Consider the following 25,853-nt stretch of genomic DNA (forward strand, 5'->3'; position numbering starts at 1 on the left):
AAAATGACTTAGTGAGTGAATGAAACGAAGGACATTCCTTAAAGCGACGGCAGCTACTCCGATTGCGGCTTCAGGGGAGGTAACCGCCCTGAAAGAGAGGAGTACAGTAAACGATGTCGCCGACAGCTATTTCGACGCACTCCCGGAGACGAAAACCGAACGGAACGATACCGTAATTCAATGTGCTAACGAACTGTGCTCCGCACGCAAGGCAATTTCTGGAGAGACCCTCAATGCAGTGGTCGATAGTGGCGAGTCTGTGTCTGACGTCGTCCGTCGTCTCCAGTTTGGAGTTCGCCTCCTCAACGAGTACAACATCACCGACAAAATAGACGAGTCTATGATTGAATCGAGACGACGGGATCTTAGCAAATATACCCGTTATCTCCCTCTCATTGGGAGTTTCAACAACCTCTGCAACGCTGCGTGTGTCGTCGAAACTCCTGATCCAAACCCAGAAGCTATCAAGGGGTTCCTCTTCGCGTCAGCGGCGTTCGGTCTGGAGGTTGTCCTATGGACCATCGGTACCCCGTACAAGATGGCATGGAGAGGAACACGTTTCATCGCCAATCGCACATTCCTCCGGTTCGCCCGACACGGATGCCGAGGGTGTATCGCTCTACTGATGAGCGAACTCCACTGGGCGATTCGAGGCTCAGTCTACGGCGAGGCTGTCACGGACAGCAACGTCGAGTTCGTATGGGATCAAATTCAGAACCTCAAGACCGACGCGGAGGAGTGGAACTACGACGTCAACCTGGATTTCACCTACGATGAGATACAGAACTTGATCGTCCCTGAAGGCGGCTCGGCTGTTGGGATGTTCCCGCAGGAAAAGGAGGGGCTAATCGAACGATACATCCCTGATTTCGATTTGGAGCTTCCAAACCTTCCCGAACTACTCCCCTAGACGCACTAAAGTAATCGAGGACTCAAAACCAAATACAGCAAAGAGATCACTATGGGTGAGGATAGCGAAGATTCAGACACAGAGTCCGGGAAAGGTCCAAATCCCTCTATCTCTACAGGTTTTACTGTCGATATAGACGTTAGCAGCATTCTCGCGGCTCAGAAAGTGGCAGAGGTAGCGATCCAACCGGCAGCAGTCCAGTCGATGATTGAGACGCAGAAGACGGTAGAGCGGGCTGTCAAGCCGGCACTGGTTCGGGACGCAATTCAGATGCAGAAGACGATGGAGAATGCCATCCAGCCTGCACTGATCCGGGATATCGTCCAAATGCAGAAGATCGCAGAAAGTGTGGTTAATCCGGCGTTGGTTCAGTCAATCACCCAGACTCAGAAAATTGCTGAATCGGCTATTCAACCGGCGATGGTTCAGTCGATTGTCGAGATGCAGCAGGCACTCGACTCTGTGTTGGTGCAACTCAACGCACCAAGCATCGCAGCCGATATATCGACGATTGCCGCGACAGTACACCAGAAGAGGTCTACACCGGGTGTAGGCCAATACAAGTACCCAGCTTCGGACATCGATGAGATACGTCCGCCCGAATCGCACATTCACGACAAGCTGATTTGGGATGATGGGGACTGGTACCGACGTCGGACTCGAGAAATTTCGTACGATCTCGTCGACTACATCTTCTGGAAAGCGAAACAGACCGGAGAGCTGACCGACGCCTCTGATGAAGAGATAAGTTTCGGAGCCACAGTAGCAACGTTCTTCATCACACTCGCACTGACTGGAGGAAATGTCATTGCCTCTGCAACGGTTGCAGGATTCACTGGTGGAGCAACATTTCAAGGGGGCAAGGCGGCTAAGAAGCGCAGTGAGCGCAAGAACCTCGAGGAGAAGTTCACCCATGACAAGTAGAGCGTTCGCAGCATTTTGAATTCTGACAGAAGCAAGAGCCTCGAATCACAAAGTTGGAAGATCACCTATGTACGACTGAGCGGAAGGAATATACTTCGAGTGGGAAAAGGACAGTTGTGTGAGACCAAAGTGGGATAATCTCTTCTGGTACCAGCGTGCCAGCGATGAGGGTAAAGAGCAGCTGGAGAACAACACCACGAAGGGCTTCCTGAAAGTCCTGCAAGAATCTGATAATAGACTCACGGACAGTTTTCTAAAGCAGTTCCTTGGTCTCGCTTTCGAGGACGCCAAATTCGAGTACGACACTCAGGTCGGTTTGAACGAGATTCCAACATCTGAACATTCCGTCCACCTTGCTGGACTCTCATTTGCCGGAGAGAACGTCGCTAGAGAATCAGATCCACGTTCTGGAGACGGAACAGTAGATGGCGTAGTCACAGTTCATTCAGAGAACGTCCCAACGTCAATCGTTATTGAGGTCAAGACAGAACGGGACAGGCTGAGTCTCACTCAGATGGGGAAATATCGAGGTGAGCTTGGCCTCACCGATGACGAACTGTGTCATGGGGTCAGTTGGTTGGACATCTATGAACTGCTAGAAAATTACCGAGAGAGAACGAAGAATGACATCGACCGATTCCTACTCGAAGAATTCACCGACTACTTAGAACTGATGAGAATGGTACCATTCAGAGGATTCGACCGCGATAAACTGAGCGGTTCTGGTGTGGGAGAATATCGGAAGACAATGCTTCGAGGAGTCGACCAGGCTAACCCTGGAATCTTCTCTCAGGCGTTGTACGAGAGTAGGGGGAACTACGATCTCGGGAACTTCACCGCGACCTCAAATCAACGAAGCAGAGAGGTACACCTTGTTGATTCAGAGGAATTGGAGAACGGGATATTCCAGCGACTTAGACATTTCTCGGCAGGGTTCTGGCACCCAGCAAAGTTCTCTGTCCAACTCTACATCCCGAACCGGATTGTCAGCAATATCGTGAGACGGGGATCCTCTGAACTTAAACCGGAATTCAAGCGTGTGATGTTGGACGCCCTGTCCGAACTGGACGGCATCGAATTCACACGTGAAGACAATCCGTTCTATTATCTCCGGTACCAGCGGAACATCCAGCAGGCCAACGACAGAGAACGGCAGACCACAACCTTCCACGCAGATTCGGTCATCTACATGCCAGGGGTCGACAAAGCGAGTATCACGGATAGGTTGGGAGTCATCGGTCGGGCTGTGAGGGAGACGACCGACGCCAACATAGGACACGAGAAGTCGTTCGTGATCGAGAAGCAGATTCCATATGGCTCAGACCTCATCGAGAAGAAAGAGTTGGTAGACTGGACGCTCGAGTACTTCCAAACTCTCCTGCCTGTGTACGAGTACTTCGCTGAGTGATGCAAGCGGTCACCGATGGCGGCGTCGTAATCGACGACGAATAACCGGCCACGGCATACCCCGCTGAGAGTATGTACAGACGCTGCAAAGGCTCCCTGAGTAGTCAATAAATATCTTCCATAATCACATCCGCAGTTGTCTATCTCCCCCTGAGAGGGGCGCGGGGTGCAGACGAGACGCCTCGCGAACTACCAATGGCCACGAGAGAGATCTACGAAACCAGCTTCGACGAAGACGTATCGAACGACAACACGGCGTGTCCCGAATGTGACGGCCAAGTGAGAACAAATACCGTCGAGACGGTCTGTGAGGACTGTGGGCTCGTCATCGATGAACAGAAAATCGACCACGGTCCGGAGTGGCGGTCGTTCGCGACCGATGAAGAGACTCTAAATCGAACAGGTGCACCACTCACCGTCGCACGTCATGACCGAGGGCTTTCGACCGAGATCGGTCGCTGGAAAGATGCAAACGGGAACGAACTCTCCGGGCGAAAGCGGCAGCAGCTATCTCGACTGCGTCGTGAACAGACTCGTGGTCGGTTTCAGTCGAAAGCTGAGCGAAACCTCGCACACGGCCTGGGTGAAGTTCGAAGAATCGCGAGCGTCCTCGAACTTTCAGGTCCGGTCCGTGATCAGGCGTGCCAATTGTTTCGGAGCGCTCAAACCGAAGACCTGCTTCGAGGCCGATCAATCGAGGCGATAGCGGCAGCAAGCGTCTACGGAGTCTGTCGCTGTAACGGTCACTCGCGGTTACTCGACGACGTCGTCGACGCAGCACGCGTTGAACAATCGAGAGTCACGAATGCGTACAAGACGCTGAATATAGAGCTCAGACTGCCGACCCAACCTGTTGGCCCCAGCGAATTCATCCCCCAGCTTGCGTCAGAACTCGATGTTCCAGCGAACATCCGACAGCGGGCTCGGCGGTTGGCTGAACGGTCGGAATCGAGAGGGGCAGTGTCAGGCGTCAAGCCATCAGGATTCGCAGCCGCCTGTCTGTACAACGCAGGCCGTGAAGAAGGACGATGGCTAACGCAGTCGGAAGTCGCGGAAGCAGCGAGTGTCACCGCACCAACCATCCGGTCGCATCAAGACGTATTGCGCGAGTTGGTCACCTGAATCATCGTATTCAAAGGATCTCGTCAGTTCTGAGGTGTACCTGTCGTGAGCAGGAGATGATCGAATACTCCCGTCGTCGCATGACCATCGTGTGACCTGTAACGCCGTGGCGAGGCGGGAAAGATCGGAGGCGAAGCGCTCATCAGACTCGTTATCCTGTCTGGAACCAGTGACGCAGGAGATCGTCGAGGCCCTGTTCGTAGATCCCTTCGCCGTGATGAACACGGTTGGGCTCGTCGCGTTCGCCCTTGTCGGGGCGACCAAGGCAATCCGCGAGGAGTTCGATCTATTCGGTGTCACGGTGGTCGGCCTCGCAACGGCATTTGCAGGCGGGATGACCCGTGACCTACTCGTCAATCGGATTCCGCTCGCGCTCAGTACACCCACCGAGATCGCCCTCGGATTGCTCGGTGTCGGACTAGCGGTTGGAGTGAGTGCCGTCCTCGAGTCAGCCGACACGCATCCGGTGACACAGTTCTCGGATGCGATCGGGCTCGCCGCGTTCACAACGACAGGTGCTATCGTCGCAACGCAGGCCGGCATCCCCGCCTTCGGCGTCGTCGCGATTGCGACGATCAACGCGGTCGGGGGTGGTGCTGTGGCCGATATCCTGCTGGATCGCTCGCCATTTATCCTGCTCGACGATTTCTACGCCAGCTGTGCGGTACTGGGTGGGAGTGCATACTGGATGATCGTCGCTGTCGGAGGGGCGAACGGAACCGCTGCAGCGGTGTGTGCAGTGATTGTTGTAGGCACACGAATTGCGGCACTTATCTACGGCTGGTCACTTCCGACTGCACAGGTACTGGGACTAACACGAGAGTAGCGCCTCAGGGGCCACGGAGATGAAGACAGAGAGAGCGGAGGTTATCGGCGTTCCTTATCCCAGAGCGGCCGATCATCACCGACGGACTACCGTCGGTCTGACAGCATTCAGAGCCAGTCCTCACCCCACGCGTCGAGCGACTCGAACACGGGACAGAGGGCATCTCCCTTCTCTGTCAGCGTGTAGTAACTCGCCACCGGCGACTCGAACTCCTTCCGGTTCTCGATGAACCCTTCCTCCGCTAAGTCGTCGAGCACCCGCGAGAGCGTGTAGGAGCTGGCACCCGTCGAGCGTTTGAGTTCGTTGAATCGCTTTTCACCGTCGCGCAGGTCGTTCAGGACGATGAGCTTCCACTTCGCTCCCATCTCCTCGACCGCTCCGACGACGTTGCAGACGTCCGCATTCCGCCGTTCGACCTCGGTGTCTTCGTCCGTGTCAGCCTCGGGTGGTTGGGTCGCCATTACTTGGTTACACTATTGTTGCCTGAGCTATATATAGGTTTGGGAACAAACTAGGTAATGTAATGGAACTACAACACTCGACGGTGCTCGTGACCGGCGCAACCGGTAACATGGGTCCGTACGTGACGGATTCGCTGATCGAGAGCGGCGCCGACGTCGTCGGTACCTACGTCACCGAAACGGCGAGAGATGAAGTAGCGACCCGCGCTGAACACGCCGATGCAGTATCGTACTACCAGGTCGATCTAACCGATCAGGCGGCGGTCGACGCCTTCGCCGAGACGGTTGTCGATGACCACGGATCGGTCGATCACATCGTTGGCCTCGCTGGTGGGTTCTCGATGGGCGGCGTCAGCGATACCGACGCCGATGCGTTCCAGGCCGCGTTGAATCGCCACGCGACGACGGCGTTCCTGACCGTTAAGGCCTTCGCGGAGCACCTCGACGAGCACAGCGGAGTCGTTCTGTTCAGCTCTGACCGCGCCATAACCCCCGTCGGCGGGACGCTCGCGTACGACGTCGGCAAGGGCGCGGTTCGAACGCTGACTGAGTCGCTCGATGTCGAACTCGAGGCCCGCGTCAACGCCGTGGCTCCGTTCCTCATCGATGTCCCGGGGAACCGCGAAGCGATGCCCGACGCCGATTTCTCGGAGTGGACGGCACCGGAGGCCGTCGTCGACGAAGTTGTTCACCTGCTTTCGAACGCGGGTGTTACGGGGCAGATCGTCCAGCTGACCGGTGGGCAGCCGGGGGTCGAGGACTGATGGCGCTGGAGACTGCAGCTGGTGGGCTCGCGTTTCTGGTGGGCCGCGTCGTCTTCGGCGTCCTGCTCGGGTTCATGGGGCTCGGTCACTTCACGGGGCTCGACGGAATGAGTGGCTACGCCGAAGCAAAGGGCGTTCCCGCCCCGCGGCTCGCCGTCACCCTGTCTGGCCTCATGCTCATCGCTGGCGGACTTGCCATCGCGCTCGGAGTCTACCCACTCGTTGGTGCGGCAGCGATCGCGCTATTCTTCCTGGGCGTGACGCCAGTCATGCACGACTTCTGGACGGTCGATGACCCCGAACAGCGGCAGTCTGAGATGACGAACTTCCTCAAGAACGGCACGCTCTTCGGCGCAGCGCTCGTTCTCGCAGCATTCAGTAGCACCGCCTGGCCGTACGCGCTCAACATCGGTCTCTAAGATGTCTCCCATGACCACGCAAACAAATCCAGACGTACTCCCCCAGGAGGCACACATCGGGCGGACCGCGCTTCGCGTCAACGACCTCGAAGAGCTAACCGGGTTCTACCAGGATGTCGTCGGCCTCAGCGTGCTTCGCCGAACCGACACCGAGTCAGTACTGGGTATCGATGACACGCCGCTCCTCGTCTTAGAGGGTGATGCAGACGCACTCGGACGACACCAATCGGCAGCGGGTCTCTTTCACAACGCATTCAGAGTCCCCTCGCGTGCGGCATTAGGCGACGCGTTAGCCCGCATTCAGGAACACTGGCAGCTCGGCGGCGCGTCCGACCACGGCGTCAGTGAGGCGCTGTACCTGACCGACCCAGAAGGCAACGGCATCGAGATCTACCGCGATTACCCCCGTGAGGACTGGCCCCGCGCTGACAACGGGCGCATCCGTATGGGTACGTATCCTCTCGATCTCGGCCCGTTGGAAACCGCAGCCGCAGAAGCGTCAGGATTTCCTGCCGGAACGGACGTGGGGCACGTTCACCTCGAAGTGTCCTCGCTGGAGGCGTTCCGCGATTTCTACGTGGACACACTCGGGTTCGAGATCCAAACAGAAGTGCCAGCCGCCCTCTTCGTCGGGGCTGGCGGCTACCACCACCATCTCGGGGCGAACACGTGGCACCACAGAACGGGACCGGTCAGCGGACGTGGACTATCATGGTTCGAAGTGCTCGTGCCAGACGACGACTCACTCGAAGCAGTTCGGGAGCGGCTCGTAACCGGTGATATTCCATCCACCGAAACGGATGAGGGGGTCGTTGTTCACGATCCTGATGAGATCGAGATCCGCATTCGAGCGAACTCATCGAACCAGTAGCGTAGACGCAGGCAGTATTCGACGATCGAGAACCACTCTGTAGCACGAACAGGCCGCTTGGAGCGGTGCTATAATTTAAACCGGAAGACGAGCCAAATTCTCGGCAGATCGAACTATGGAAGGTCACTACTCTGATTTCAAGGAACTCCGACCGACCGGCGAAGCCACCCACATCCCAGACGATACACTTGACGACTGCGGAGGGGAAGAAGCCCAGCAACAGCGAGTAGCATCGAGCAGTAGAGGATATCCCAACCAGGCAACTACGGAGATCGAATGCCGGTCCTGTGGGGTATCCATTCCGGCGACGCAGACGAAGTGCCGATTTTGCCTCACCAACCACGTTGACGGCACTTCCTCAGTCAACGCGAACGACGCTCCAGAACAGACCCTCGTCGGCATCGTCCACCTGGTCGTCGAGTCGACCACGTTCTACGGCGCCGTGGCGAAGGGCGGCGCCGCAGCGAACCTCCTGTCCGCCAACGAGGCGGAGCCGGCCGTCGACGACTACACCCTCATCTACGATCTCGACGAAGCACCGGCGCGCCAGCTGGTCGAACAATGGCCCTCACTCCCCGACGCGGTACAGGTGTCGTCAGCGGGGGGAGAGCGGCTTCTCAGTGCCGCCCGTGACCGCGCTGGATGCCTCGGGCAGGGATCGTCGGAACGTCAGGAGCAGGCCCCGACGCGGCTCTACGACCAGCGTGGGGACGGCATCCGCAACGCGTCGCGTCTCGACGCTGTCCTCAACGACGCCGACGACGCGGTATGGCTGGTTCCAGCGATCGCGCTGACCGAATCTCCTGGCGAGGGTGCGGCTGATCGCCAGGTGTCGTCGGTGCCGACGACGCAGAAACTCGACTGTCAAACCTGTGGACGGACGACCGACCATCGGTTCAAGACCCACGAATCGGTCCCGGATGAGGCGTGGACGGGACAACCGATCTGGGAGTGCCAGGTGTGTGGCGCAGCTCGCTACGGCCCCAGTCTCGAGTAGGGCCAGTGCTGAGCGCCGATTAACCAACATTCCTGCAGTTAGCTCCGAATTTCGTTGGTTAATGCCGTGATCTCCTGCAAGCCCGACGCCAGTCTCGATGGGGAGTCTTTCCGCGCCGGCGAGCGGTGAGGCGCTTCCGATGGAGCAAGAGTTCAAACAAGGGTACCGGATGCATCGTATACTCAGCAATCTCAACCGGCTCGACGTCGACCGGTTGGACGACGCGGATCGAGAGCGAGTCGAGACCGCGAGAGCCCTCCTGGAAGAGGTGAGCCTTCTCACGCGGCCGGGCGACGGAGCCGGGGCGGACGCCCACGCAGACTCCTAGCTGGCGTCGCCGGCCACGACCAGGGAGGCAACTCTCGCGTCGGTTTATCGCCCCCGACAGGGGTGCGGGGGCGACCCCGTGAAGTCCAGACATGGCGACACTGCAAGCTGCGACGACGTCGACTGGTGCGATCGTATCGGATCCGCAGGCAGTCCGCGAGCTCTGTGAGAGCTACTGCTTCTGGACGCTCGATTGGGAGGTGACCGAAGACGGAGAGCTCACCATCTGGGGGTACGATGACTTCGAGGTGTACGAGGCGCGGGAGAACGGCCTCCCGGACTACGAGGGCGGTATCGTGACCCACGAGTTCTTGCGAGAACTCGCCGACCACCTCGAAGCCGACGAAGAGTTCGATATCCAGACGGCGGGGTTCACCAAGTGCCGCTTCCCAGTCCTGGCCAAGCGGTACGTCGTTCGCGATGGCGAAGTCCTCCACGCGGACCTCAGTTCCCCCGACCCGATCGACGAGTAGAGTTGTTCGTCCCCCGGGAGGGGTGCGGGGCGATCCAGTCGCGGTCGCCCCGTGAGGTGATTGCTCGATGGGACACCGCGCACTCGTTGCGTACGAACGTACAGACGGACAGTACACGCTCCACTACAGCCATTGGGGCGCAGCGAACCTGAAGCTCAAGCACCGAATCTCGGCTGAGTCGCCGTTCGGTGGCGACGACACCGACTCCAAGTGGGCGAAACAGTTGCTGGCGGAACTGGCCGATGGCCTCGAGGCAGATGCGGTCGACGGCTACCTCGCCGACGAGGATCGACCGTCGACGGTCGTCGAGCCGAAGCCCCGCGCCACCGGGCTCACCCTCGACGAGATCGTCGCTGACCATCTCGACTACCTCCACCACGAGGCGTTCTTCGTGGTGTCGACGACGTTCGAGGTGACCGCCTATCGGACGCTGTGGTTCGGACTCCAGTACGACTCGGAGACGGTCGAACAGGGAGAGACAGTCGGGAACGGCGCGCTCGCGACGGTGCGCTGGTACGACGGCGAGCCGGTCGGCGACGGCCACCTGCAGGGCCAGTTCGCGGCCCTCAAAGACGTCGTCGGCGATATGCTCGACAAGGGCGTCTTCACGCCGTCGACGGCGAGACAATACCTGAAACGGAAACTCGCCGAGCGAGTTCGAGACCAACAGGAGCTGCTCATTCCGACCGGAGAATCACCCTTCGAAAAGGCGAGCCTGAACCACTCCTAGTTGACTCTGTGATACCCTCAGCTGTGGATAGTTTTCTGAGGGTGTGCTGAATACAGTCGTGAAAACTCGTTTTCTACCGTTTTGATCTATCATCGGCAACATTCTACCAGCTGAGTTAGATTGGAAGGAGATCTCTGCCTACCTTGTCAGATTTGAAGGTGATATATCGCCATTCTACGAGAGACTGCATCGCCCCAGAGAGAAAGACGAAGTTGGAGATATTCCGATGAACGATATCTTCTATCTCTTCAAAGCTGAATTCTGTGTTTGCTGATGTTATTTGAACAACACTATTCTGACTGTCAACCAGATAATCCCCGTGTGCGAGGGCGTTTCGGAGGTCGGAATTATACTTCTCAACGATCAAATCGAAATAGACGGCGTTCGTATCCTCATCGGTGAGTTCCCGGCGAACCGATGAGGCATTCTTAGACTGTAGTACAGCTGGATCTACTTCCTCCTCACCGTCGAGAATTCGTTTCAACATCAACAACTGCGGGAATGCTAACTCAGAGAACTCAGCAATTTCCCGATATAGTTCCAAGTAATGGCTGGCAACCTCCGCAATGACATAATCTTCTCCTGGAACTTCGTCGGGGATATCCTTCCCCTCGGTCACTATTTCGTCGAACACCCGCTTCTGTTGCTCCCGACGGATCGAAGAAATGTCAGATATCGCATCGTGTATTGAATTCATATACTGTTGTTGTGCGATATCATAGTCGCTATCATGGAACTTCTCAAAGTATTCCATAGCAACTTCCAACTCATCGTGATCCATCTCAAAGATACACTCAATAGTCGGTTCAAACCGCCAGTAGTCCTCGTTCTCTTTGATATACTGAACTCCAGATCTGATGACTCCCTCAGCACTGCTTAGGGCTACCGGAACGGAAAGATCACCTTCAGAAATATATTCAGAGAACTTTGCCAGATAGGCAGTCCTCTCTTCAGGAGATAGGTCATTATATGACTCCATTTGTAGCGGGTCTTCCGATTCGAGAATGCGCTCCACTTCGTCAATATTTACGGCGTCACGATGTCCTCGGGCAATCTTCTCAACCGAGATAGCGCCGTCTTTCAGTAATCTATCCTCATCGTCGTTAGAAGTCATCAATTAGCGGGGGGATCGTTTCCCAGTCTAATCAAGGAAGGGGTCTGGCCAATACGCAAACCTACAGAACGGCTGTTTCGGCGCTGACCGTCACCGAGAGCGATGCCTCGCCTGCGACATCCACCCTCAACATTCAGCACGCGACATCTGTCAGGTCCGGAGGGATTCAACAAGGTCTCCTAATTAAATCTGCTTCGTGGCAGCTGCTGTTTTTGGGGGGCGGGAATGGGTGAGCCCCGGCATAGGCTCGTAATTCGATGACCTCAGACGACGATCCGTTTCACGACTGCGAGTTGGATCCCGAGGCGATCCTCGGGACACACACCTTCGAAGACGTCCTGTTCACCGACGACACGGAAACCCCGGTGAACGTGCTGACCGGCGAGACACCGGCACATTCGCAAGCAACCGTCGAGGAAGCGACGGAGTTCGCTGCAAGTATCGACACAGAGACACCCCAGATCGCCCTTCCGGCTTCTGTCGAGTCGCAGGTCGAAACACAGAGCAAGCCCTACACGGCGGCCGCATTCTTCCACTTCAAGGCGACTGGCTCGCTCGAACGGCACCGCGCCTACCACGCCGCCTACGAGGCGGACGCGTTCGCGGTCGACTTCGAGGCTAACTACGCGTCGGGCGACCTGGTCATCACTGTCGAACGAGCGGACGAAGCCTGAGAATCCGCCGTCACGAGGAGCGTTTTTCGAGCGCCGGCGATGGGTGCCGGCGCAGCTGGAGCGAGCAACGACACCCGGTGCGTCGGCGTTTCGAGGTGTTCAAGATGCACATGGTGATTTACACCCTGGTAGAGGCATCGACGCACGACGACGCGCTGGCCACCGGAAAGTCGGTGTTCGCCCGCCTGGTCGGCGCGGACCCAGACGCCGGCGCAGTCTTCGACTACTACGTCACGTTCGACGAAGAGGACACATCCGTTGCGGGGAAGGCGCGATGGGGAGAGTTGCCGACCGCGGCTCCTGTCGACTCCGACGACGGCCGGGATCTCCTCGATCGTGGGTGGGAGGCGACAAAGGAGGAGTTCGAGCGCAACCTCGAACGGGTGAAAGAGGCCATCGACGAACTCTCCGACGAGGAGATCATGCGCGACGAAGACCTCGCGCGGCACGCCTTCCACCAGGTCGGTGCGTACGACGGCCCAACGATCTTCCTGTACACTGAACACGGAACCGGCATTCGTCACCGTGGGCAGCTAGATCGACTCCTCGAGGAGAGTGAAGAGCTCTGGATCGTACCCGCTGACGTCCACTTCTGAACAATGCCTCGCATCACCAACTGGCGACGCGAGAGCAGCTCGCCGACGCTTGCGTATCGGAACACCGAGACCGGTGCGCGAGCCGTCCTGCATCGAGCGCCGGACTCGTACCGGTACAAATGGCGCGGGGTGATTCTCGTCGACGGCTACCCGGTGTGGTCGCGGGGGTACAAGACGAAGGACGCGAAGTCGTTCCGTGACGAGCTCCGGGAGCGGCCAATCCCGGCACTCAGCTGTCCGGAGTGCCCGAACGACGATATTGTCCTCGGCAAGAAGTCAGCTGATGGCGCGAAGGTACAGCGATGGTTGGACTGTCCCGACTGTGGCTACGAGGGACGTTCGAAAATCGTCTACGGCGCCGAGCGCTGACGACAAGAGCAAACCTGGGAGAGGTCTATTTTCGGGCCGAGAAGGGTGGCCCGTCCGGGTCGGGCCAGGTTCACAGATGAGTCTAGAAGTCATCGACCGCCACAGTGAGGCACTGTTCGAGTACCTCTGGTGTCCCGTATGTGGGCACGAGGTGTTCAACCACATCCCGTTCGAGGGGGTGTTCTGCAAGCACTGTAACACGCAGGTGGAACTCCAGGAATCCCGAGAGACACGTGGTTACGAGGAGGCCGTGCTCGCCTGCTTCGACACGGACTCGACCTGGAATCTCCACGTCGACGAGAAACTGCGCCGCGACCTGCCCGATGGGTCGGCGCGCGTGAAGGTCTTCGGCGCCCCGGGCGCCTACGACGTCGACTGGTGGAGTCCCGAGCCGGGTGAGGACTGGGAGCCGGTTGAGCAGGGCGAGTTCGACGATGCCGAGGAACCTGCAGACGTCTCCCACCTCGCGTAGGACAAAATGTCGACCCTCCGTTGGAGGCGGTTTTATTGTCTCTGTGGGAGGAAGTCCACGCTATGTACCCGACGCCCTATCGCTGGACGACTGACGATGGGCTCACTCACGTCTTATTCAACAATCATTTGCCCCCGAGTACCGGATTCGGATGGTCGAGTCTCTGTGATGACGTGCGCGTACCAATCGAGGGAGAGCACTTCGAACTCGATGAAGACGTGGCAGCGGCGGATATTACGTGTCAACACTGCCGGGATCGACTCGATCGGCCATACGTGGATCTCAACGACGAGTCTATGGCCGGCGTGAACGGCTGTCTGGTCCGTGTTGAGTGGGATGAAGAAGGAGAAATCACGTGGGCCGAGCGCGTCTGCCGCGAGGCACTCCATCTGTCCTTATCGTTCGAACCGGACTCGTTCAGCGGGAATCTAGCAGACCAGGTCGAAGCAGTGTGTAACGAGTGTTGGGAGGCATACGTTGAGCGGCAGTGGAGCAGTGACGTTGAGGGTGCGGAGTTACGGGTCGAAGTCTGGGCTGACGATGGTCGCGCGGAGTACTTCGCGGCGGGTGCCGAAGCGATTCGCGGTGGTCCTGAAGGAGTATTACGGTTAGTGAGTGAGAACGGGCTTGAAAAGGACGTTCGCCGTGAAGCAATCGGGTCTATTTCGCTTACGCCAGCTCAAAGGGTCGATTACTAGGGCCTGCTGCCCCCTTGCTGTAGATAATGAATCGAGTTTCGACGAGAATCCAGCCCGGGGACAGTTCGACGACATCCTCGTAATGAGTGAGTCCTGATTGCTGTTTGTCGTCCCCTGAGGGGTGCGGGGGTGGTCGAACGAGCCTCCCGCGAACCGACCTATGAGTGGAATCATCGACTCACAGTCGCTCGCACAGACACGCCCTGAGAGTGAACGCAACATCGTCTACGTTGGCTACCGCCAGCGAGGACGCGCTATCGTGGAGAAACTGCCAGAGCAGGAGCGGCTCACCCCGGAGCGGAGTCTTGAGCTGGCGAACCACAGTCCCTCGGGCTTCGAATGGGGATACGGTGGAAGTGGTCCAGCGCAGCTCGCACTCGCGCTCCTACTGGACTACACGGATGATGAAGAGGTCGCGCTGGCGCATTACACCGAGTTCAAAAACGAGGTCGTGAGTCAGCTGGACTGTGATAGTGCCGACGAGTGCTGGCGACTCACCGGAAGCGACATCGAAGCGGCTCTCCTCGCCAGTAACGATGAGGAAGTTGTGGCTATTGCCTAAAGTCGATCCTTTGTCTCAATCAATGGATTGATCCTCAACTCACGAAATCCTCGAAGCTCTCTGGAACTCCATCGTCCTCCTGTTCCTCATATTCGAATGAATTCGATTCCAGAACTCCGAGGAAGACAGGCCCCTCCTCGGTGACCGTAATCATATGATCGGCATCGTTGATGACGATGCGACCTCCGCCTCGAAGTCGGTACACATAGTCGGCCACCGATTCAATTTCTGGAGTTGTGATGAATTTGCGTCCATCTTCCGTATCTCGGAATGGCCGTCCCTCGGCGTTGACACTAATAGTTTGGCCACGTCGGGGGCCCTCATATGGATCGCCTCGCTCAAGGTCAGAGACATCGGGGATTTCAGGGGGCTGATATGGCGAGACGTCAGGTTCGAATTCAGGGCTTGGCCCAACGAGTTCACCCTTAATCACTTCCTCGCCGGTTTCCCATTTGTAGTACTCGTGAGTGCCGCCGATTTCAGCTTCCCAGTCAACTTCTTCAAAGATTCGTTCATCCACCGTATCCCGAGCATAGAGAACATGGAGCGTCGAGGGCATATCGGGATCATTACCCGTCCGAAGAATACGCCCGAGTGTCTGGATTCGCTCCCGAACGTTGCCTGACGAGACGCGGATGATTCCAACATCTGCTGAGGGGACGTCAACCCCCTCTTTCAGTGCTTGCACGCTCAACATGACGTTCGCGAATCCGTCGTCTCGGAACCACTCAATGGCCCAGTCGTTCCATTCGTCATTCTGATGCCCGGAATGGTACATCACAGGCGCGTAACTTCCCTTGAAGAAGAGATCCTCAAGGTCTCGGTTTACCTCATCAAGTTCGTTTTCGTACTGTCGGTAGAGGTCTGCGCGTCCACTCTCCTTAGAACCGTACTTCCCAGTTTGAGTTTCTTCATCCCGGTGATCGTACGGAGCGACCATCTGTTCAAGCTGCTTGATTCGCTCCTGGAAGACAATCGACTTCTTGTCCTGCTCAATGGCGGATTCGAGGAGGCGATGCGTGATCGCCTGCCGAGAGACGGCCTCGGCGATCAACTCACGGCGGCGCTGCGTGTACTCGAAGAAGTCCGAGATTGCAGGCGTAGGCGTGTCAGAGGTCTGCAGGATCGTCTGGAGTTTTTGTGGATAACTTCCTTTTAGTTCCCCTAAACGGTGGCTATACCGGGCTTCGATGTCCTGAACGGCTGAGGAAACCTTCTTCGAGAACTGTTCGTAGGTGTGGCGTTCGGCTGGAGTCAGTTCGAACCCGACGTAATTAATGGTGAACTCGGAGACAAGCCCTCGTTCGACACCCTCCTCGTAGTTCAGGTGATAGAACAGCGCTCCCAGATGGTCAAGTAGTAGTTCGTCGTCTTCTGTGAGCTCGTCCTCTTCAGGGTTAATTGTCGAGAGAGGGGTTGCAGACAGTCCCATCGTCGCCGAGTTCGGATACTTGAGCACCTGAGAATGTACGTCGCCGGTGTAGCGATGGCACTCGTCGGCGACAAGGAGGTGTTCGTCGGTATTAGCTTCCCTGAGTGAGGTCCTGAGGTAGTCGTCTTTGACGGCGGAGTTGACGATGCTGACGATGATTCGATATTCGCCATGAGAGTCCTTGTGACCATCACCTGCCCACCCGATATCTGAGGGCGGGATGTTCAGCTTCTCAATAAACTCTCGAAGCCACTGATGCATCAGTACCTTCGTCGGAACAACGACGGTAACTGCCCCATCAGGATGCTTCTTGAGCCATTCATTGATGGCACCGAGTGCCATAACAGTCTTCCCTGCTCCGGTAACTACCTGGGCGATTCCACTCTCAGCCGTGGAATCGCCATCATTGAACCATTGGTCGATAGCCTCTTGCTGCCAGTCAAACAGTGAAAAATCAGCTGGCGGCGTATAGGGATCGCGAGTTTCATCTACAAGGCTTTGGAGGTCGCGTCTAGATATACCCGGACTCGCTGTTGCACGAATTTCGCGTGCTTCTTGCTCAGTATCAGCTGCCAGAATGTCTTCGAGTGTGTCCGGATACAGACCCCCAAGTTCTTGCCCATCAATTCCAGGGAATTTCTCCTTAATATCGTCTCTCAAGTCTTCACGGGGGTCCTCGTCCTTCTGATATTTCTCCGAGAGATGTATCTGGGGGTTAGCAACATCGCTCTTCCGAGAGGTCTCCCGGATGTAATCCTCGAGGAATCGGTTATAGAGCCGCCGATGACGTCCCCACCCACCGGACTCTCGATACATGTAGTACTTCATCAAGGCTTTCTTGATCGTATCTCGGGGAACGTCAACAGTCGGTCCACGATGGTGGAGCCACCGTTCAAGCTTGAAGAAAACATTGGCACGCCCTCGCCATCGACCCTCGAACGTACTCGAACGAGGACCGGGAACGTATCCATCCTCAGTTTGTCGGAGTGCTTCGAGTTGAGTGAGCAGCTCTGGGTAGCCCCGAATACCGGCGTCGTTGTATTCGTAATCGAACTGTTCGGTCAATTGCTCGCGGATCTCTGTACTCGAAAGCGGAGCCTCAGCGTGAGTCACGACATAGTGTGTTTGTCGCAGCCCCTCGATTCCCTCCGGGAAGTTCCCTGCAAGAACCCAACTCTGTTTGATCCCACGCCAGAGAAATTCTGAATATCCGATTTCGTCGTCGTCAAATTCCTTGGCAAACTCCCACACAGTAATCGCTCCCCCCTTCTCGCGCACGACGCCAAGCTGGATGAAGGTCGAGAGAGCCCGTTCGATGTAACTTGAAGAGTAACGACTTCCATCGGGTTTCCGACACTCCTCGCGGCAGAGATCCTCAAACTGGTCGCGTGTGAGCTCTCCGTCGTGTCGTCTGGCTATCTTTACGAGTGTTGGCACCCATTCGGGGCCTCGTTCAATGCCGAATATCGGGGTGGTAAAGCGTCGTCCCATTAGCGAATTTGGTAATGACTGATCATTTCGAAGTGGTGTTAATCCAGCTCCATCGCAGTGTCAGTAAAGTACGTCTTGTCTTTGACGACAGCCTTCGGCACGAGACCGCTATCATACTGGCTGAGATGGCCGAAGTACACGGGGAGCAGACCGTCGGGCGCAGACTCGCTTTCCATCCGTTTCAGACGCCGAGTGACGAGTCGTTGCTCTGCATTTGAGGCAGTCTGTTGCCACTCTCCGTAGGCGTTTCCAATCCGATCCCGTTCGCTTGCCGGGACGTCTTCACGGTTGATGTTCCCCCACACGTGACCATGCTCGTTGAGATAGATCAGCCCGCCCGCTGGTCGGAATCGCTTGTAGGTCTCAGCTAATTCCGGATGGTCAAACGCTGACTCGAAGTAGTAGTCCTGCCAGCTCCATCGGAGGACGTCGTCGGAGCACACTGCCCACGTCTCGCCGTGTTTAAACGGCAAACCCGTCCAGACGCTTATCTCACCGATACCGCTAGGAGGCGTTGGATCATTCGAGAAGGCCTGGAAGTCGAACGTCCCGTCGAGCTTTCCGACGTAGACCGGGATGTGGCCACGGCTGACAGGTGCTTCACTGACCTTCCGATACTTGTCGGCGGGGACTTTTGTGAGAACCTCGCCCGAGGCCGTCAACCGGAAGCTCCCCCGACCATCGGCTTTCCCGAGGTTCTGCAGAGCGTCTTTGAGTCCGCGTGGCACTCCCGTCATCGCCTGGATATCGCCCATGTGGCTCCACTGCGCGACATCGCCGTGCTTTCGCGAGGAGACGATACTGTATTCCGAGCCGCGATACGCTGATGGCCACGGGTTTCCAGGCGTGACTGTTACCTGTCGGCCACCATCCATGGGGACCTCAGTTGATTCACGTTTGAGAGCCGTTTGTGTACCTCGTGGGCTCATTAGCGTCCCTCCCCAGTATCATCGAGTTGGTGGTCCTCTTCCGAGAGGTCGCTCTCCTCGTATGACCCCATGTGAGCGGCCCAAGCCTCGAGGGACGCCTCTTCCTGCTCACTAAGCGGGTCCGTAAGTCGGGTCGGCTCTTCGACCTCTATCGGGCGGTCGTTTTGCTCGAGGTGGCCCACGTAGACCGGTAGCATATCGACGTTCCCCCGGTCACGTCGAAGCTTGAGTATCCGCTTCACCTCACTAGGGAGGTCTCGGAACTGCTCTCGGACGTCCGGCGGTGACTTTGCTGTCGGAAGTTGCGTGAGGACATCCCCGGCTGGCGTAATCTGGAAGGAACCGCCATCTGGACGGAGTCGTTTTAGTTCATTGACGATCCTGCTAGGGAGGGTTTCAGCGAACGAGTGGTGAAGCTTGGTTTCACCATTTTTCCACCAAAACCGCCCGCCATTAAAGGAGTATTTGGCACCATCGTAGATGCTCGTCCACAGATCGCCGGGGTCCAGGCCATTCGGACTAACCGGCACGGAGCGCTCCGGGTTCTCTGGAGGAACGAGTTCTCCGTCGAGATCCAGCTCTCCGATGTAGACGGTTTCGTAGTCGCTCGAACGACTCTCCGTATCGGTCTCTAGTTGAGCAATGACGGTGCCAGCTTCCGTGACTCTCACAGCACCCCCATTGCGCTTGACGCCGAGAAGATCCTCGACGAAGTCGGTCGGAGTGGGATCGAGTTTCAGCCGATCAGTACCGTTATAGACCTGCCACCACACCTCTCCGTCTTGATTTGCACTCAGTCCATACCCTCGGTAGTGGAAGGGCCACTCGTCTCCGGGAGTAAAACTACTCGTCATTGTCGTATCCATGGACTCTCGTTTCCTGTCATTCGTGTTTAATTGCTAGTTGTTGGCCGCAAACACGGTCCCCTCATTGAGGAACGCGTCACCTTCGGCTGTTAGTTCGTAGGCGGTACCTCGTTGACCAACACGACGCCGATCGACTAGCCCGAGTTCGTACATCCGGCTGGTAAGCCCAGATCGAATGGTCTTGGCCTGGGAATTCGACCAGTTCGGGTTCAGATACGCCACTCGTTCCGTCAACGAAGTAGGACGATCATCGCCCTCTTCGATGGCTTGAGCAACCTTCTCCATCGCTTCGTGCTCCTCAGGCCGAACGTCCCGGACGTGCGAGACGTAGAAACGCCGTTCCGCACGCGAGAGTGAATTACTTGCATCGAACCCTCCGTCGAGCAGTGGATTCTCCAATGAGGCGAATTCACGGCCGGCTTCAGTAAGCCCGATCGTTCCACCATCCTCTTGCTGCATATTGACGAGCAGCAGATGAGGAGGTGCCCCCGTCAGGTTTCCCCCGTGTTCTACCCGTCCAACGAAATGCGTCTGGAACCGGTCCATCGATTTCTCGGCATCTTCTCCGGTAGGGAGCCCCGCCGCGAGTTTCTCTCCCCGTTTACGGCCTTGTCGCTCATCGTGAGATGCGACCTTCTTGCCGACAGTCCGAGCGATTTCCGCAACGTGATTCTCGAACTGGGGTAGATTGATCCACTGGGACGATTCCGCACGCTCATCTTCAACACGCTCGAGTTCGTTGGCCAGGCAACGCACGACTAGTTTCACCGGGAATAGACGGTTGTACTGTCCCCAAAGCGGCCCCTCGTCGAGTTGAGCCGTATCGGGTCGAGGAACAGTCTCAACCTCGTCGTACTGACGTCGCCCAATCGAGGTACCCGTTGGGTTGGATTCTCGTTCGGCCTTCTGGACGTCTACCTGTGGCTTTTGGTCAGAGCCGTTCTCGCTTTCGTTCTCGGCGGTTATCTCATGGCTCTGCTCCGCTCCTACTGTAGCGATGGCTTCCTCGAGTGTTTGGGCATTCTGTTGATTAGTCTCGCCTGACTCAAGCTGGTTCTCGACAGCTGTTGTTACGAACTCGCGAGCGTCGTCGTACTCGCCGCTCTCTATAGCGACACGAATCTGCTCCACGAGCGAATCGGGCACCTCGATTACGACCTTCACCTTGGATTCCCTCGTACCCATCACGTTATCATACGACTACTAATAATTATGGGTGAGTTCGTGGGGTTTGTATGAGTATGTGAATTTTGCTTGCTTTCCCAGCCCTAAACGACGAGTAGCGGGCCGGTGCTGTTTCTCGTCGCCTCAGGAGGCGTGGAGGCGACCAGCAGTGAGCGATACAGGAGAGCACGACTCAGATTCGAGCGAGCTATCCCCGGAACAGCGCGTCGACCCGCCGAATACGCGACTCATCAACGCTGGTATCGTGACGATCAACGACATGGAGACGCTGCGAGCGTGCGTCGCCTACGAGAACACCCACCAGCAACGCGTCCAGATCCTTCGCCGGCTCAAAGACCGGGCCAGCGAGCTTCGGGCAGACGATGCCTGACGGGACTCTCCCGGGCTGTTTGTCGGCGCCGTCACGGGTGGAGGCTCGAAATAGATGAGCGACCGACCCAAGATCCAGATTCAACGACAGACCGCGTTCGGAGAGGATGGCCAGCTCGAAGTCACGGAGACGAGCGTCGAGACGTCCCTTGATGACTTTGGTGCAAACGTCGGTCATCGCGACCGGGATTCACGGCTCGATCGACCCGAAGCCAGTGAGTTCGGTGTCGACGATCGACCCGAGGTAGCTGAGTCTGTAGCGGGTGATCAGTCTACGCTCTTCGCAGATACGGACGCGGATCAGCAGACGCTCTCAGGTGACGAGGCAGCGATGCAGTGCCTCTTCGATGATCGCTCTTATGTAGAAACGCGGAAAGCCCGTATAATTACACTCAGACAGTTCTAATCTGGCGATATGTCTTCCACTGAGTCAGCGTTCGGCGGGATGTTTCGGCAGCTAATCGAGCTCGGAGTTATCGAGATCAACACCGAGAAGCGACGGAAGCATGGGGTTCTGGTGGTTCAACAATCCGCTCGCGTCGGCGTGCTCGCGGGCGTACGTGAACAGCTGGTCGAACCGAGGTTGGTCGCGGCGCCGGAGCGCACGGCGATACTCTCCCCACCGCTCTTCGATAGCGCGAAGCGCATCCCGGAACGTCGGATTCGTCCGCCCCACCGTCACCGACCTCCTGTGTTGGCCCACGCGTCAAGTAGTGGGTTCGTGGTGAGTGTCGTACTCGTGCCGTCGGCCATGACGCCGGTCCCGATATCGGTAGTTCCGCCGGAATCTCCTGGGGTAGGGGGTGACGCCGGCTGGAGGCCCACCTGGTCGGCACGGGCAGTGAGCATCTTTCGCCAGTACGCGAATGTGGTCTGGTAGTACGCGCCGCCGTCGACGGGATAGACGAGCGTCTCGAACTCGTCGCCAACGAAACGTGGCCCCATCCGCGTCTGTTCACACTCCAGATGATGATCGGCGGTCGTTTCGATCGGCGCCGTGAACTCGTTGGCAGTCGTGCGCGTGACGAGGACGGGGACATCGTAGCCCCGTGCATAGGTACTGAGACGAGCGAGAGCTCGCGCCTGGAGCGTCTGCGCGTGTTCTTCCCCCAGGGTATCGTCGTCCCAGTACTGGGCATCGAGCGCCGGGACAACGATGAGCGACGGCGTGTGTGGCGAGGTCTCCTGCTCGTGGCTCTGCCGTTCTCGGTGCGTTGCTACAGCGTCCGCGGCCGTGGCTTGCTGGACGTGCTGGTTGACGGCGTCGGGCAGGTCACAGAGCGCGCCGTAGTGCTGGTAGGCGGTGAAGCCGCGGGCGACGTGAATCCGGTCGAGTAAGCGCTGGCTGGGCGTGAGGCGGGCGAGTGAGGTGGTTGTCGCGTGGCCGTGGGCGTCGATCCAGAAGGCCGGTCCGTCGCTCAGCAGGAGGTGGTCGAGCACAAGCGACTGGAGAATGGGGACGCCACGCCCTCCCTCGATATCGAGGAGCGTGATGCCGTTATCGAGTGAGGGAAACAAGAACTCGTCAGGCGGCTGGTCGGCCGTCCCGGTGAGTGACTGCTGATTGCGGTCTGCGCCACGCGTCGGCTGGTTCACCGCCAGCTCGCTCTTCGTTGATCGCGACCTCGATGGAGATCCCTCGGACATACCTCACTAGACGGAGAAGTGTCCGATAAGGCGTGGCGTGTCGTTTCCACGTTTCATAGAACGATAGAGCTGGTAGTCTAAACGGCGTGCAGTATTCGGGTTATAGTTCTCTGAACCCACGTTTCCGGGTTGTTTCAAGAATACGCTGGCTGACGAGGCGGAAAAGGGTCAACCACACAGATTTATAACTCGACTGCGAATGTGATTCTCTATGCGGAATGTGAGCTTGGACGTCGATGACCGACGTCTTGACGACGTAATTACTCAGGTCGGGAAAGGAAAATACCGCATTCCAGAGTTCCAGCGAGAATTCGTCTGGGACCGAACCGACGTCGTCGATCTCTTCGACAGTATCTACAAGAGTTACCCCATTGGGAGTTTCTTCTTCTGGCGAGTCCCGCACGATATGTGGGACTTCTTCCGAGATGTCGACGAACTCCAGCAGCCCTCACTTGAAGAAATCCAGCGGTCCGAATTCCCCGAAATCAGTTTCGTGCTTGACGGCCAACAACGGCTAACCTCGCTCTACGTTACGCTCAACGGAATGAAATATGCGGACACGGACTACAGCCGCATCGTCTTTGACCTTGACGAAGAGACGTTCAAAGTTGCAGAAGGCAAAGCCGACCACCTTGTACGAGTCTGTGACATCTGGGACGACAAACGGGAGGTTCGCGACGAGTTAGAGGGCGATCGATATGAGGCGTTCACTGATTGCAACGATGCGCTGACGAAATACGAACTCCCGCTTATCATCGTCAAGACGAACGAAGTTGAGAGCGTCATAAACATCTTCGAGCGGATCAATCAGAAAGGGACGCGACTCAGCCGCTTCGATATAGTTAACGCCAACATCTGGTCAAGGGATTTCAATCTTCGTAGCCGCATCGACGAGGATATTTTCGAGCACTTAGACCAGATCGGGTTCGGGGAGATTGACAGAGGTACCGTGACCCAGACCCTGGCTCTCAACATTGATGGAACGTGCAGCACGGACGCTCAGAAGAATCTCGATCCCGATGATGTCAGAGAGAACTGGGAGGATACCAAGGAGGCTATGATCTCCGCGATTGGCTATCTCAGAAAACAACACGGAGTGAAACGGTCCGAGTTCATTCCGTACGAAGGAATGATTCCTGTGCTCGCATATTATATGTATGAGACAGATCGCAGGAATGTCGACCCAGACCACCAGGAACAGATAGACCGCTGGTTCTGGCGGGTCGCTCTCTCGGGTCGGTACAGCAGTTCTGCACAGACCAGAATGACTGAAGATAGCAAACTGATCGACAGGATCATCGCAGGAGAAGATGTTGAAATCAACTTCACGCCGCAGATTAGCACAGAACGCCTCAAAACGACCAATATCAAGCGGTCCACTTCAGGCCTCAGGAATGCATTCCTCTGTCTCCTTGCACGGAACCGACCTCTTCACTTCGAGGACGGCTCAGAAATCGACCTAACGGAAAACGAGTACGCTGACTTCCGTCTCAACAAGCATCACATCTTTCCGAACGCCTATCTTCGGGGGTTAGACTACTCGAAAAAGCAGCGGAAGAGCATTATGGACATTACCTTCATTCCTGCCGAGCTTAACCGCCGTCTCTCGGACACCTCCGCAAAAGAGTACTTTGGAAGACTCGCAAATGATGTAAATGAGTTTGAGCGAATCATGGATTCGCACCTTATCCCCCATGACGAGGACTCGGGTATCTGGGACAACGATTATGATACGTTCCAGGAACAGCGGGCGGAACTCGTATACTCCGAATTCATGGAACTAATCGGGGAGTATTCTGCTCTCGAGTCTGATCTCCGAAATGACCCTCAGAGCGCCGTCAAAGAGACGGAGGTTTTGGTTCGGGACTTCATTGATACAGAACTCACTCTAGCAAGCGATGGAGGCACGTTCTGGGGTGAAGTCCCGAACGATGTGAACTCGAACGTTCAGCGGCGTATTAGCGAGGAGCAAGACAGTAATCCCGAGTTCACTGTCGACTCTGATCGAGACAAACTTGACTTCTGTAACGTGATGGACTACGCAAAGATTATCAACGCTCGCTGGGACGTTTTCGGGGATTATCTACCATCGAAATCAGCGGTTCAAACCCGGTTTGAGGACTTCGCAGAATTCCGCAACGCCATCGCTCATCATCGAGAAATCGATCGATTCACCGAAATGGATGGCCAGGTCGCTATCGAATGGATAAACAGCTGCATTAGCGAAGAGTACTAAACCACCTTCGGTTAGGGGCCGAAGAAACGCTCTCCAATATTCAGATTCTGACTCTCGGAACGTACCGTCTAGAAGCGGTTCAGGAACTGAATTTAGGTACACGGCAGCCACCTGTATTAACCAACACTCCGTAGGGTAACTCCTAACTGTTGGTTAACACTGTTGACGGCTTTCCTGCTCTCATTCTACGCCGCACAGCTACCATACTTTGATGCTCACTCTCCTCGAGAAGGGAGATATGTGTGGGCGAAACGCGCTGTTCGCCACCCAGGAGGACCTCGAGAAGCACCTTGAAGCGGAGGTCGTCACGGATGGCGGATACGTCCCGAGATACAATATCGCCCCTGGAGAGCAGCTGGACGTCATCACCAACCGGGCCGCCGACGAGATCGACCAGTATCATTGGGGCCTCCTCCCGTCGTGGGCGGACGACCCCGGCGAGGGAATTATCAACGCTCGCTCTGAAACGGCAGCCGAGAAACGAGCCTTCCGCGATGCCTGGGATTCGCGCCCCTGTCTCGTTCTCTCGTCGGGGTTCTACGAGTGGCAGACGCGGGACAGCGGGCCCAAACAACCGTATCGAATCTACCGCGAGGACGCCCCGGCGTTCGCGATGGCCGGCCTCTGGGAGGTCTGGGAAGGAGAGGAATCAGCCATCCCGTGCGTGACTATCCTGACGACCGAACCGAACGATCTGATGCAACCAATTCACGACCGGATGCCGGTTGTCCTCCCCGACGGCGACGAGGAGACATGGCTCACTGCTAGCCCGGACGAACGCGAGGAATTGTGCCAGCCCTATCCGGAGGAGGACTTGACTGCGTACGAAGTTTCGACGCGGGTCAACAGTTCAGGGAATGACGACGCCACAGTAATCGAACCCCTAGATCACGAACAATCGGGACTCGACGAATTTAGCTCGAGATGACCGATACTGATTTTCGGATAGAATGTCTACTTAGCAGGTTCATTTCGAAGGAAA

30 protein-coding genes are annotated in these 25,853 nt (G+C 56.9%); 22 read left to right on the forward strand and 8 right to left on the reverse strand.

The genetic code is table 11. The features are described from left to right. Positions 1-19 precede the first annotated feature (19 nt). From ACFQEY_RS04685 to ACFQEY_RS04705, 5 genes are all read left to right on the forward strand, one after another. On the forward strand, positions 20-910 hold the full coding sequence (locus ACFQEY_RS04685) for a hypothetical protein (protein WP_379765220.1): 891 nt from the start codon (positions 20-22) through the stop codon (positions 908-910). Positions 911-961: 51 nt separating this feature from the next. Beyond that, complete coding sequence (locus ACFQEY_RS04690) at positions 962-1,834, forward strand: hypothetical protein (protein ID WP_379765223.1); 873 nt, start codon at positions 962-964, stop codon at positions 1,832-1,834. Positions 1,835-1,952: 118 nt separating this feature from the next. Further along, the gene (locus tag ACFQEY_RS04695) at positions 1,953-3,242 is read left to right on the forward strand and encodes a hypothetical protein (protein ID WP_379765226.1); all 1,290 of its coding nucleotides are present in this window, start codon (positions 1,953-1,955) and stop codon (positions 3,240-3,242) included. Between the two features lie 194 nt (positions 3,243-3,436). Then, positions 3,437-4,363 carry a transcription initiation factor IIB gene (locus ACFQEY_RS04700; protein WP_379765229.1) on the forward strand — a complete coding sequence of 309 codons (927 nt, stop codon included), beginning with the start codon at positions 3,437-3,439 and terminating at the stop codon, positions 4,361-4,363. A 217-nt stretch (positions 4,364-4,580) separates the two neighbouring features. Continuing rightward, positions 4,581-5,189, forward strand: coding sequence for a trimeric intracellular cation channel family protein (locus tag ACFQEY_RS04705; RefSeq protein WP_379765397.1), 609 nt, complete (start codon positions 4,581-4,583; stop codon positions 5,187-5,189). Positions 5,190-5,296: 107 nt separating this feature from the next. Here the strand turns inward: ACFQEY_RS04705 and ACFQEY_RS04710 are convergent, their stop codons facing one another. Continuing rightward, positions 5,297-5,650: a winged helix-turn-helix transcriptional regulator gene (locus ACFQEY_RS04710; protein WP_222609130.1), complete on the reverse strand. Its 354-nt coding sequence runs from the start codon at positions 5,648-5,650 to the stop codon at positions 5,297-5,299. A gap of 62 nt (positions 5,651-5,712) precedes the next feature. Here ACFQEY_RS04710 and ACFQEY_RS04715 point away from each other — a divergent pair, with 62 nt between their 5' ends. The 7 genes from ACFQEY_RS04715 to ACFQEY_RS04745 all read left to right on the forward strand — a co-directional run bounded on the left by ACFQEY_RS04715 (position 5,713) and on the right by ACFQEY_RS04745 (position 10,231). Then, on the forward strand, positions 5,713-6,414 hold the full coding sequence (locus ACFQEY_RS04715; RefSeq protein ID WP_222609129.1) for an SDR family NAD(P)-dependent oxidoreductase: 702 nt from the start codon (positions 5,713-5,715) through the stop codon (positions 6,412-6,414). Further along, entirely contained in the window at positions 6,414-6,833 is a 420-nt protein-coding gene (locus ACFQEY_RS04720) for a DoxX family protein (RefSeq protein ID WP_379765234.1), read from the forward strand. The genes ACFQEY_RS04715 and ACFQEY_RS04720 overlap by 1 nt, the downstream gene beginning before the upstream one ends. Positions 6,834-6,843: 10 nt before the next feature. Further along, entirely contained in the window at positions 6,844-7,704 is an 861-nt protein-coding gene (locus ACFQEY_RS04725; RefSeq protein ID WP_225935448.1) for a VOC family protein, read from the forward strand. Between the two features lie 115 nt (positions 7,705-7,819). Then, the gene (locus tag ACFQEY_RS04730) at positions 7,820-8,701 is read left to right on the forward strand and encodes a biosurfactant protein 1 (RefSeq protein ID WP_379765237.1); all 882 of its coding nucleotides are present in this window, start codon (positions 7,820-7,822) and stop codon (positions 8,699-8,701) included. Between the two features lie 139 nt (positions 8,702-8,840). Continuing rightward, complete coding sequence (locus tag ACFQEY_RS04735) at positions 8,841-9,029, forward strand: hypothetical protein (RefSeq protein ID WP_379765400.1); 189 nt, start codon at positions 8,841-8,843, stop codon at positions 9,027-9,029. Positions 9,030-9,120: 91 nt separating this feature from the next. Further along, complete coding sequence (locus ACFQEY_RS04740; protein ID WP_379765240.1) at positions 9,121-9,501, forward strand: hypothetical protein; 381 nt, start codon at positions 9,121-9,123, stop codon at positions 9,499-9,501. Between the two features lie 67 nt (positions 9,502-9,568). Beyond that, the gene (locus ACFQEY_RS04745; RefSeq protein ID WP_379765243.1) at positions 9,569-10,231 is read left to right on the forward strand and encodes a DUF6735 family protein; all 663 of its coding nucleotides are present in this window, start codon (positions 9,569-9,571) and stop codon (positions 10,229-10,231) included. 115 nt (positions 10,232-10,346) lie between these two features. Here the strand turns inward: ACFQEY_RS04745 and ACFQEY_RS04750 are convergent, their stop codons facing one another. Next, positions 10,347-11,345, reverse strand: coding sequence for a hypothetical protein (locus ACFQEY_RS04750; RefSeq protein ID WP_379765246.1), 999 nt, complete (start codon positions 11,343-11,345; stop codon positions 10,347-10,349). A 257-nt stretch (positions 11,346-11,602) separates the two neighbouring features. Here ACFQEY_RS04750 and ACFQEY_RS04755 point away from each other — a divergent pair, with 257 nt between their 5' ends. The 6 genes from ACFQEY_RS04755 to ACFQEY_RS04780 all read left to right on the forward strand — a co-directional run bounded on the left by ACFQEY_RS04755 (position 11,603) and on the right by ACFQEY_RS04780 (position 14,716). Continuing rightward, entirely contained in the window at positions 11,603-12,019 is a 417-nt protein-coding gene (locus tag ACFQEY_RS04755; RefSeq protein WP_379765249.1) for a hypothetical protein, read from the forward strand. A gap of 104 nt (positions 12,020-12,123) precedes the next feature. Further along, positions 12,124-12,615, forward strand: a complete 492-nt coding sequence (locus tag ACFQEY_RS04760; RefSeq protein WP_379765252.1) for a hypothetical protein — start codon at positions 12,124-12,126, stop codon at positions 12,613-12,615. Between the two features lie 3 nt (positions 12,616-12,618). Beyond that, positions 12,619-12,984, forward strand: coding sequence for a DUF7568 family protein (locus ACFQEY_RS04765; RefSeq protein WP_379765255.1), 366 nt, complete (start codon positions 12,619-12,621; stop codon positions 12,982-12,984). A 76-nt stretch (positions 12,985-13,060) separates the two neighbouring features. After that, positions 13,061-13,456, forward strand: a complete 396-nt coding sequence (locus ACFQEY_RS04770) for a DUF7567 family protein (protein ID WP_379765257.1) — start codon at positions 13,061-13,063, stop codon at positions 13,454-13,456. A gap of 62 nt (positions 13,457-13,518) precedes the next feature. Further along, a complete protein-coding gene (locus ACFQEY_RS04775) occupies positions 13,519-14,154 on the forward strand; it encodes a hypothetical protein (protein ID WP_379765260.1) in 636 nt (211 codons plus the stop codon). Between the two features lie 160 nt (positions 14,155-14,314). Then, entirely contained in the window at positions 14,315-14,716 is a 402-nt protein-coding gene (locus ACFQEY_RS04780; RefSeq protein WP_379765262.1) for a DUF6166 domain-containing protein, read from the forward strand. 34 nt (positions 14,717-14,750) lie between these two features. On the opposite strand, the gene ACFQEY_RS04785 is transcribed toward ACFQEY_RS04780, so the two are convergent. The 4 genes from ACFQEY_RS04785 to ACFQEY_RS04800 form a co-directional block, all read right to left on the reverse strand. Further along, complete coding sequence (locus ACFQEY_RS04785) at positions 14,751-17,585, reverse strand: DEAD/DEAH box helicase (RefSeq protein WP_379765265.1); 2,835 nt, start codon at positions 17,583-17,585, stop codon at positions 14,751-14,753. A gap of 92 nt (positions 17,586-17,677) precedes the next feature. Beyond that, the gene (locus tag ACFQEY_RS04790; protein WP_379765268.1) at positions 17,678-18,568 is read right to left on the reverse strand and encodes a hypothetical protein; all 891 of its coding nucleotides are present in this window, start codon (positions 18,566-18,568) and stop codon (positions 17,678-17,680) included. After that, positions 18,568-19,434 carry a hypothetical protein gene (locus ACFQEY_RS04795; protein WP_379765271.1) on the reverse strand — a complete coding sequence of 289 codons (867 nt, stop codon included), beginning with the start codon at positions 19,432-19,434 and terminating at the stop codon, positions 18,568-18,570. Before ACFQEY_RS04795 ends, ACFQEY_RS04790 begins: the two co-directional genes overlap by 1 nt. A gap of 33 nt (positions 19,435-19,467) precedes the next feature. Then, entirely contained in the window at positions 19,468-20,598 is a 1,131-nt protein-coding gene (locus ACFQEY_RS04800; protein ID WP_379765274.1) for a hypothetical protein, read from the reverse strand. Between the two features lie 169 nt (positions 20,599-20,767). Here ACFQEY_RS04800 and ACFQEY_RS04805 point away from each other — a divergent pair, with 169 nt between their 5' ends. Together ACFQEY_RS04805 and ACFQEY_RS04810 are read left to right on the forward strand one after the other, a co-directional pair. Next, entirely contained in the window at positions 20,768-20,989 is a 222-nt protein-coding gene (locus ACFQEY_RS04805) for a DUF8129 domain-containing protein (protein ID WP_379765277.1), read from the forward strand. Positions 20,990-21,043: 54 nt separating this feature from the next. Then, positions 21,044-21,394: a hypothetical protein gene (locus ACFQEY_RS04810; RefSeq protein ID WP_379765280.1), complete on the forward strand. Its 351-nt coding sequence runs from the start codon at positions 21,044-21,046 to the stop codon at positions 21,392-21,394. Positions 21,395-21,445: 51 nt separating this feature from the next. On the opposite strand, the gene ACFQEY_RS04815 is transcribed toward ACFQEY_RS04810, so the two are convergent. Next, positions 21,446-21,664, reverse strand: coding sequence for a DUF8156 family protein (locus ACFQEY_RS04815; protein ID WP_379765283.1), 219 nt, complete (start codon positions 21,662-21,664; stop codon positions 21,446-21,448). Positions 21,665-21,666: 2 nt separating this feature from the next. Continuing rightward, positions 21,667-22,635 (reverse strand): hypothetical protein, encoded by a 969-nt coding sequence (locus tag ACFQEY_RS04820; protein WP_012289555.1) that lies wholly within the window; start codon positions 22,633-22,635, stop codon positions 21,667-21,669. Between the two features lie 211 nt (positions 22,636-22,846). On the opposite strand from ACFQEY_RS04820, the gene ACFQEY_RS04825 reads away from it, so the two are divergent. Both ACFQEY_RS04825 and ACFQEY_RS04830 read left to right on the forward strand, forming a co-directional pair. Then, entirely contained in the window at positions 22,847-24,871 is a 2,025-nt protein-coding gene (locus tag ACFQEY_RS04825) for a GmrSD restriction endonuclease domain-containing protein (RefSeq protein ID WP_379765286.1), read from the forward strand. A gap of 238 nt (positions 24,872-25,109) precedes the next feature. Then, positions 25,110-25,799, forward strand: a complete 690-nt coding sequence (locus ACFQEY_RS04830; RefSeq protein WP_379765289.1) for an SOS response-associated peptidase — start codon at positions 25,110-25,112, stop codon at positions 25,797-25,799. The last annotated feature ends 54 nt before the right edge of the window (positions 25,800-25,853 follow it).

Source organism: Halorubrum trueperi (genome assembly GCF_042662525.1).
Classification (GTDB): domain Archaea; phylum Halobacteriota; class Halobacteria; order Halobacteriales; family Haloferacaceae; genus Halorubrum; species Halorubrum trueperi.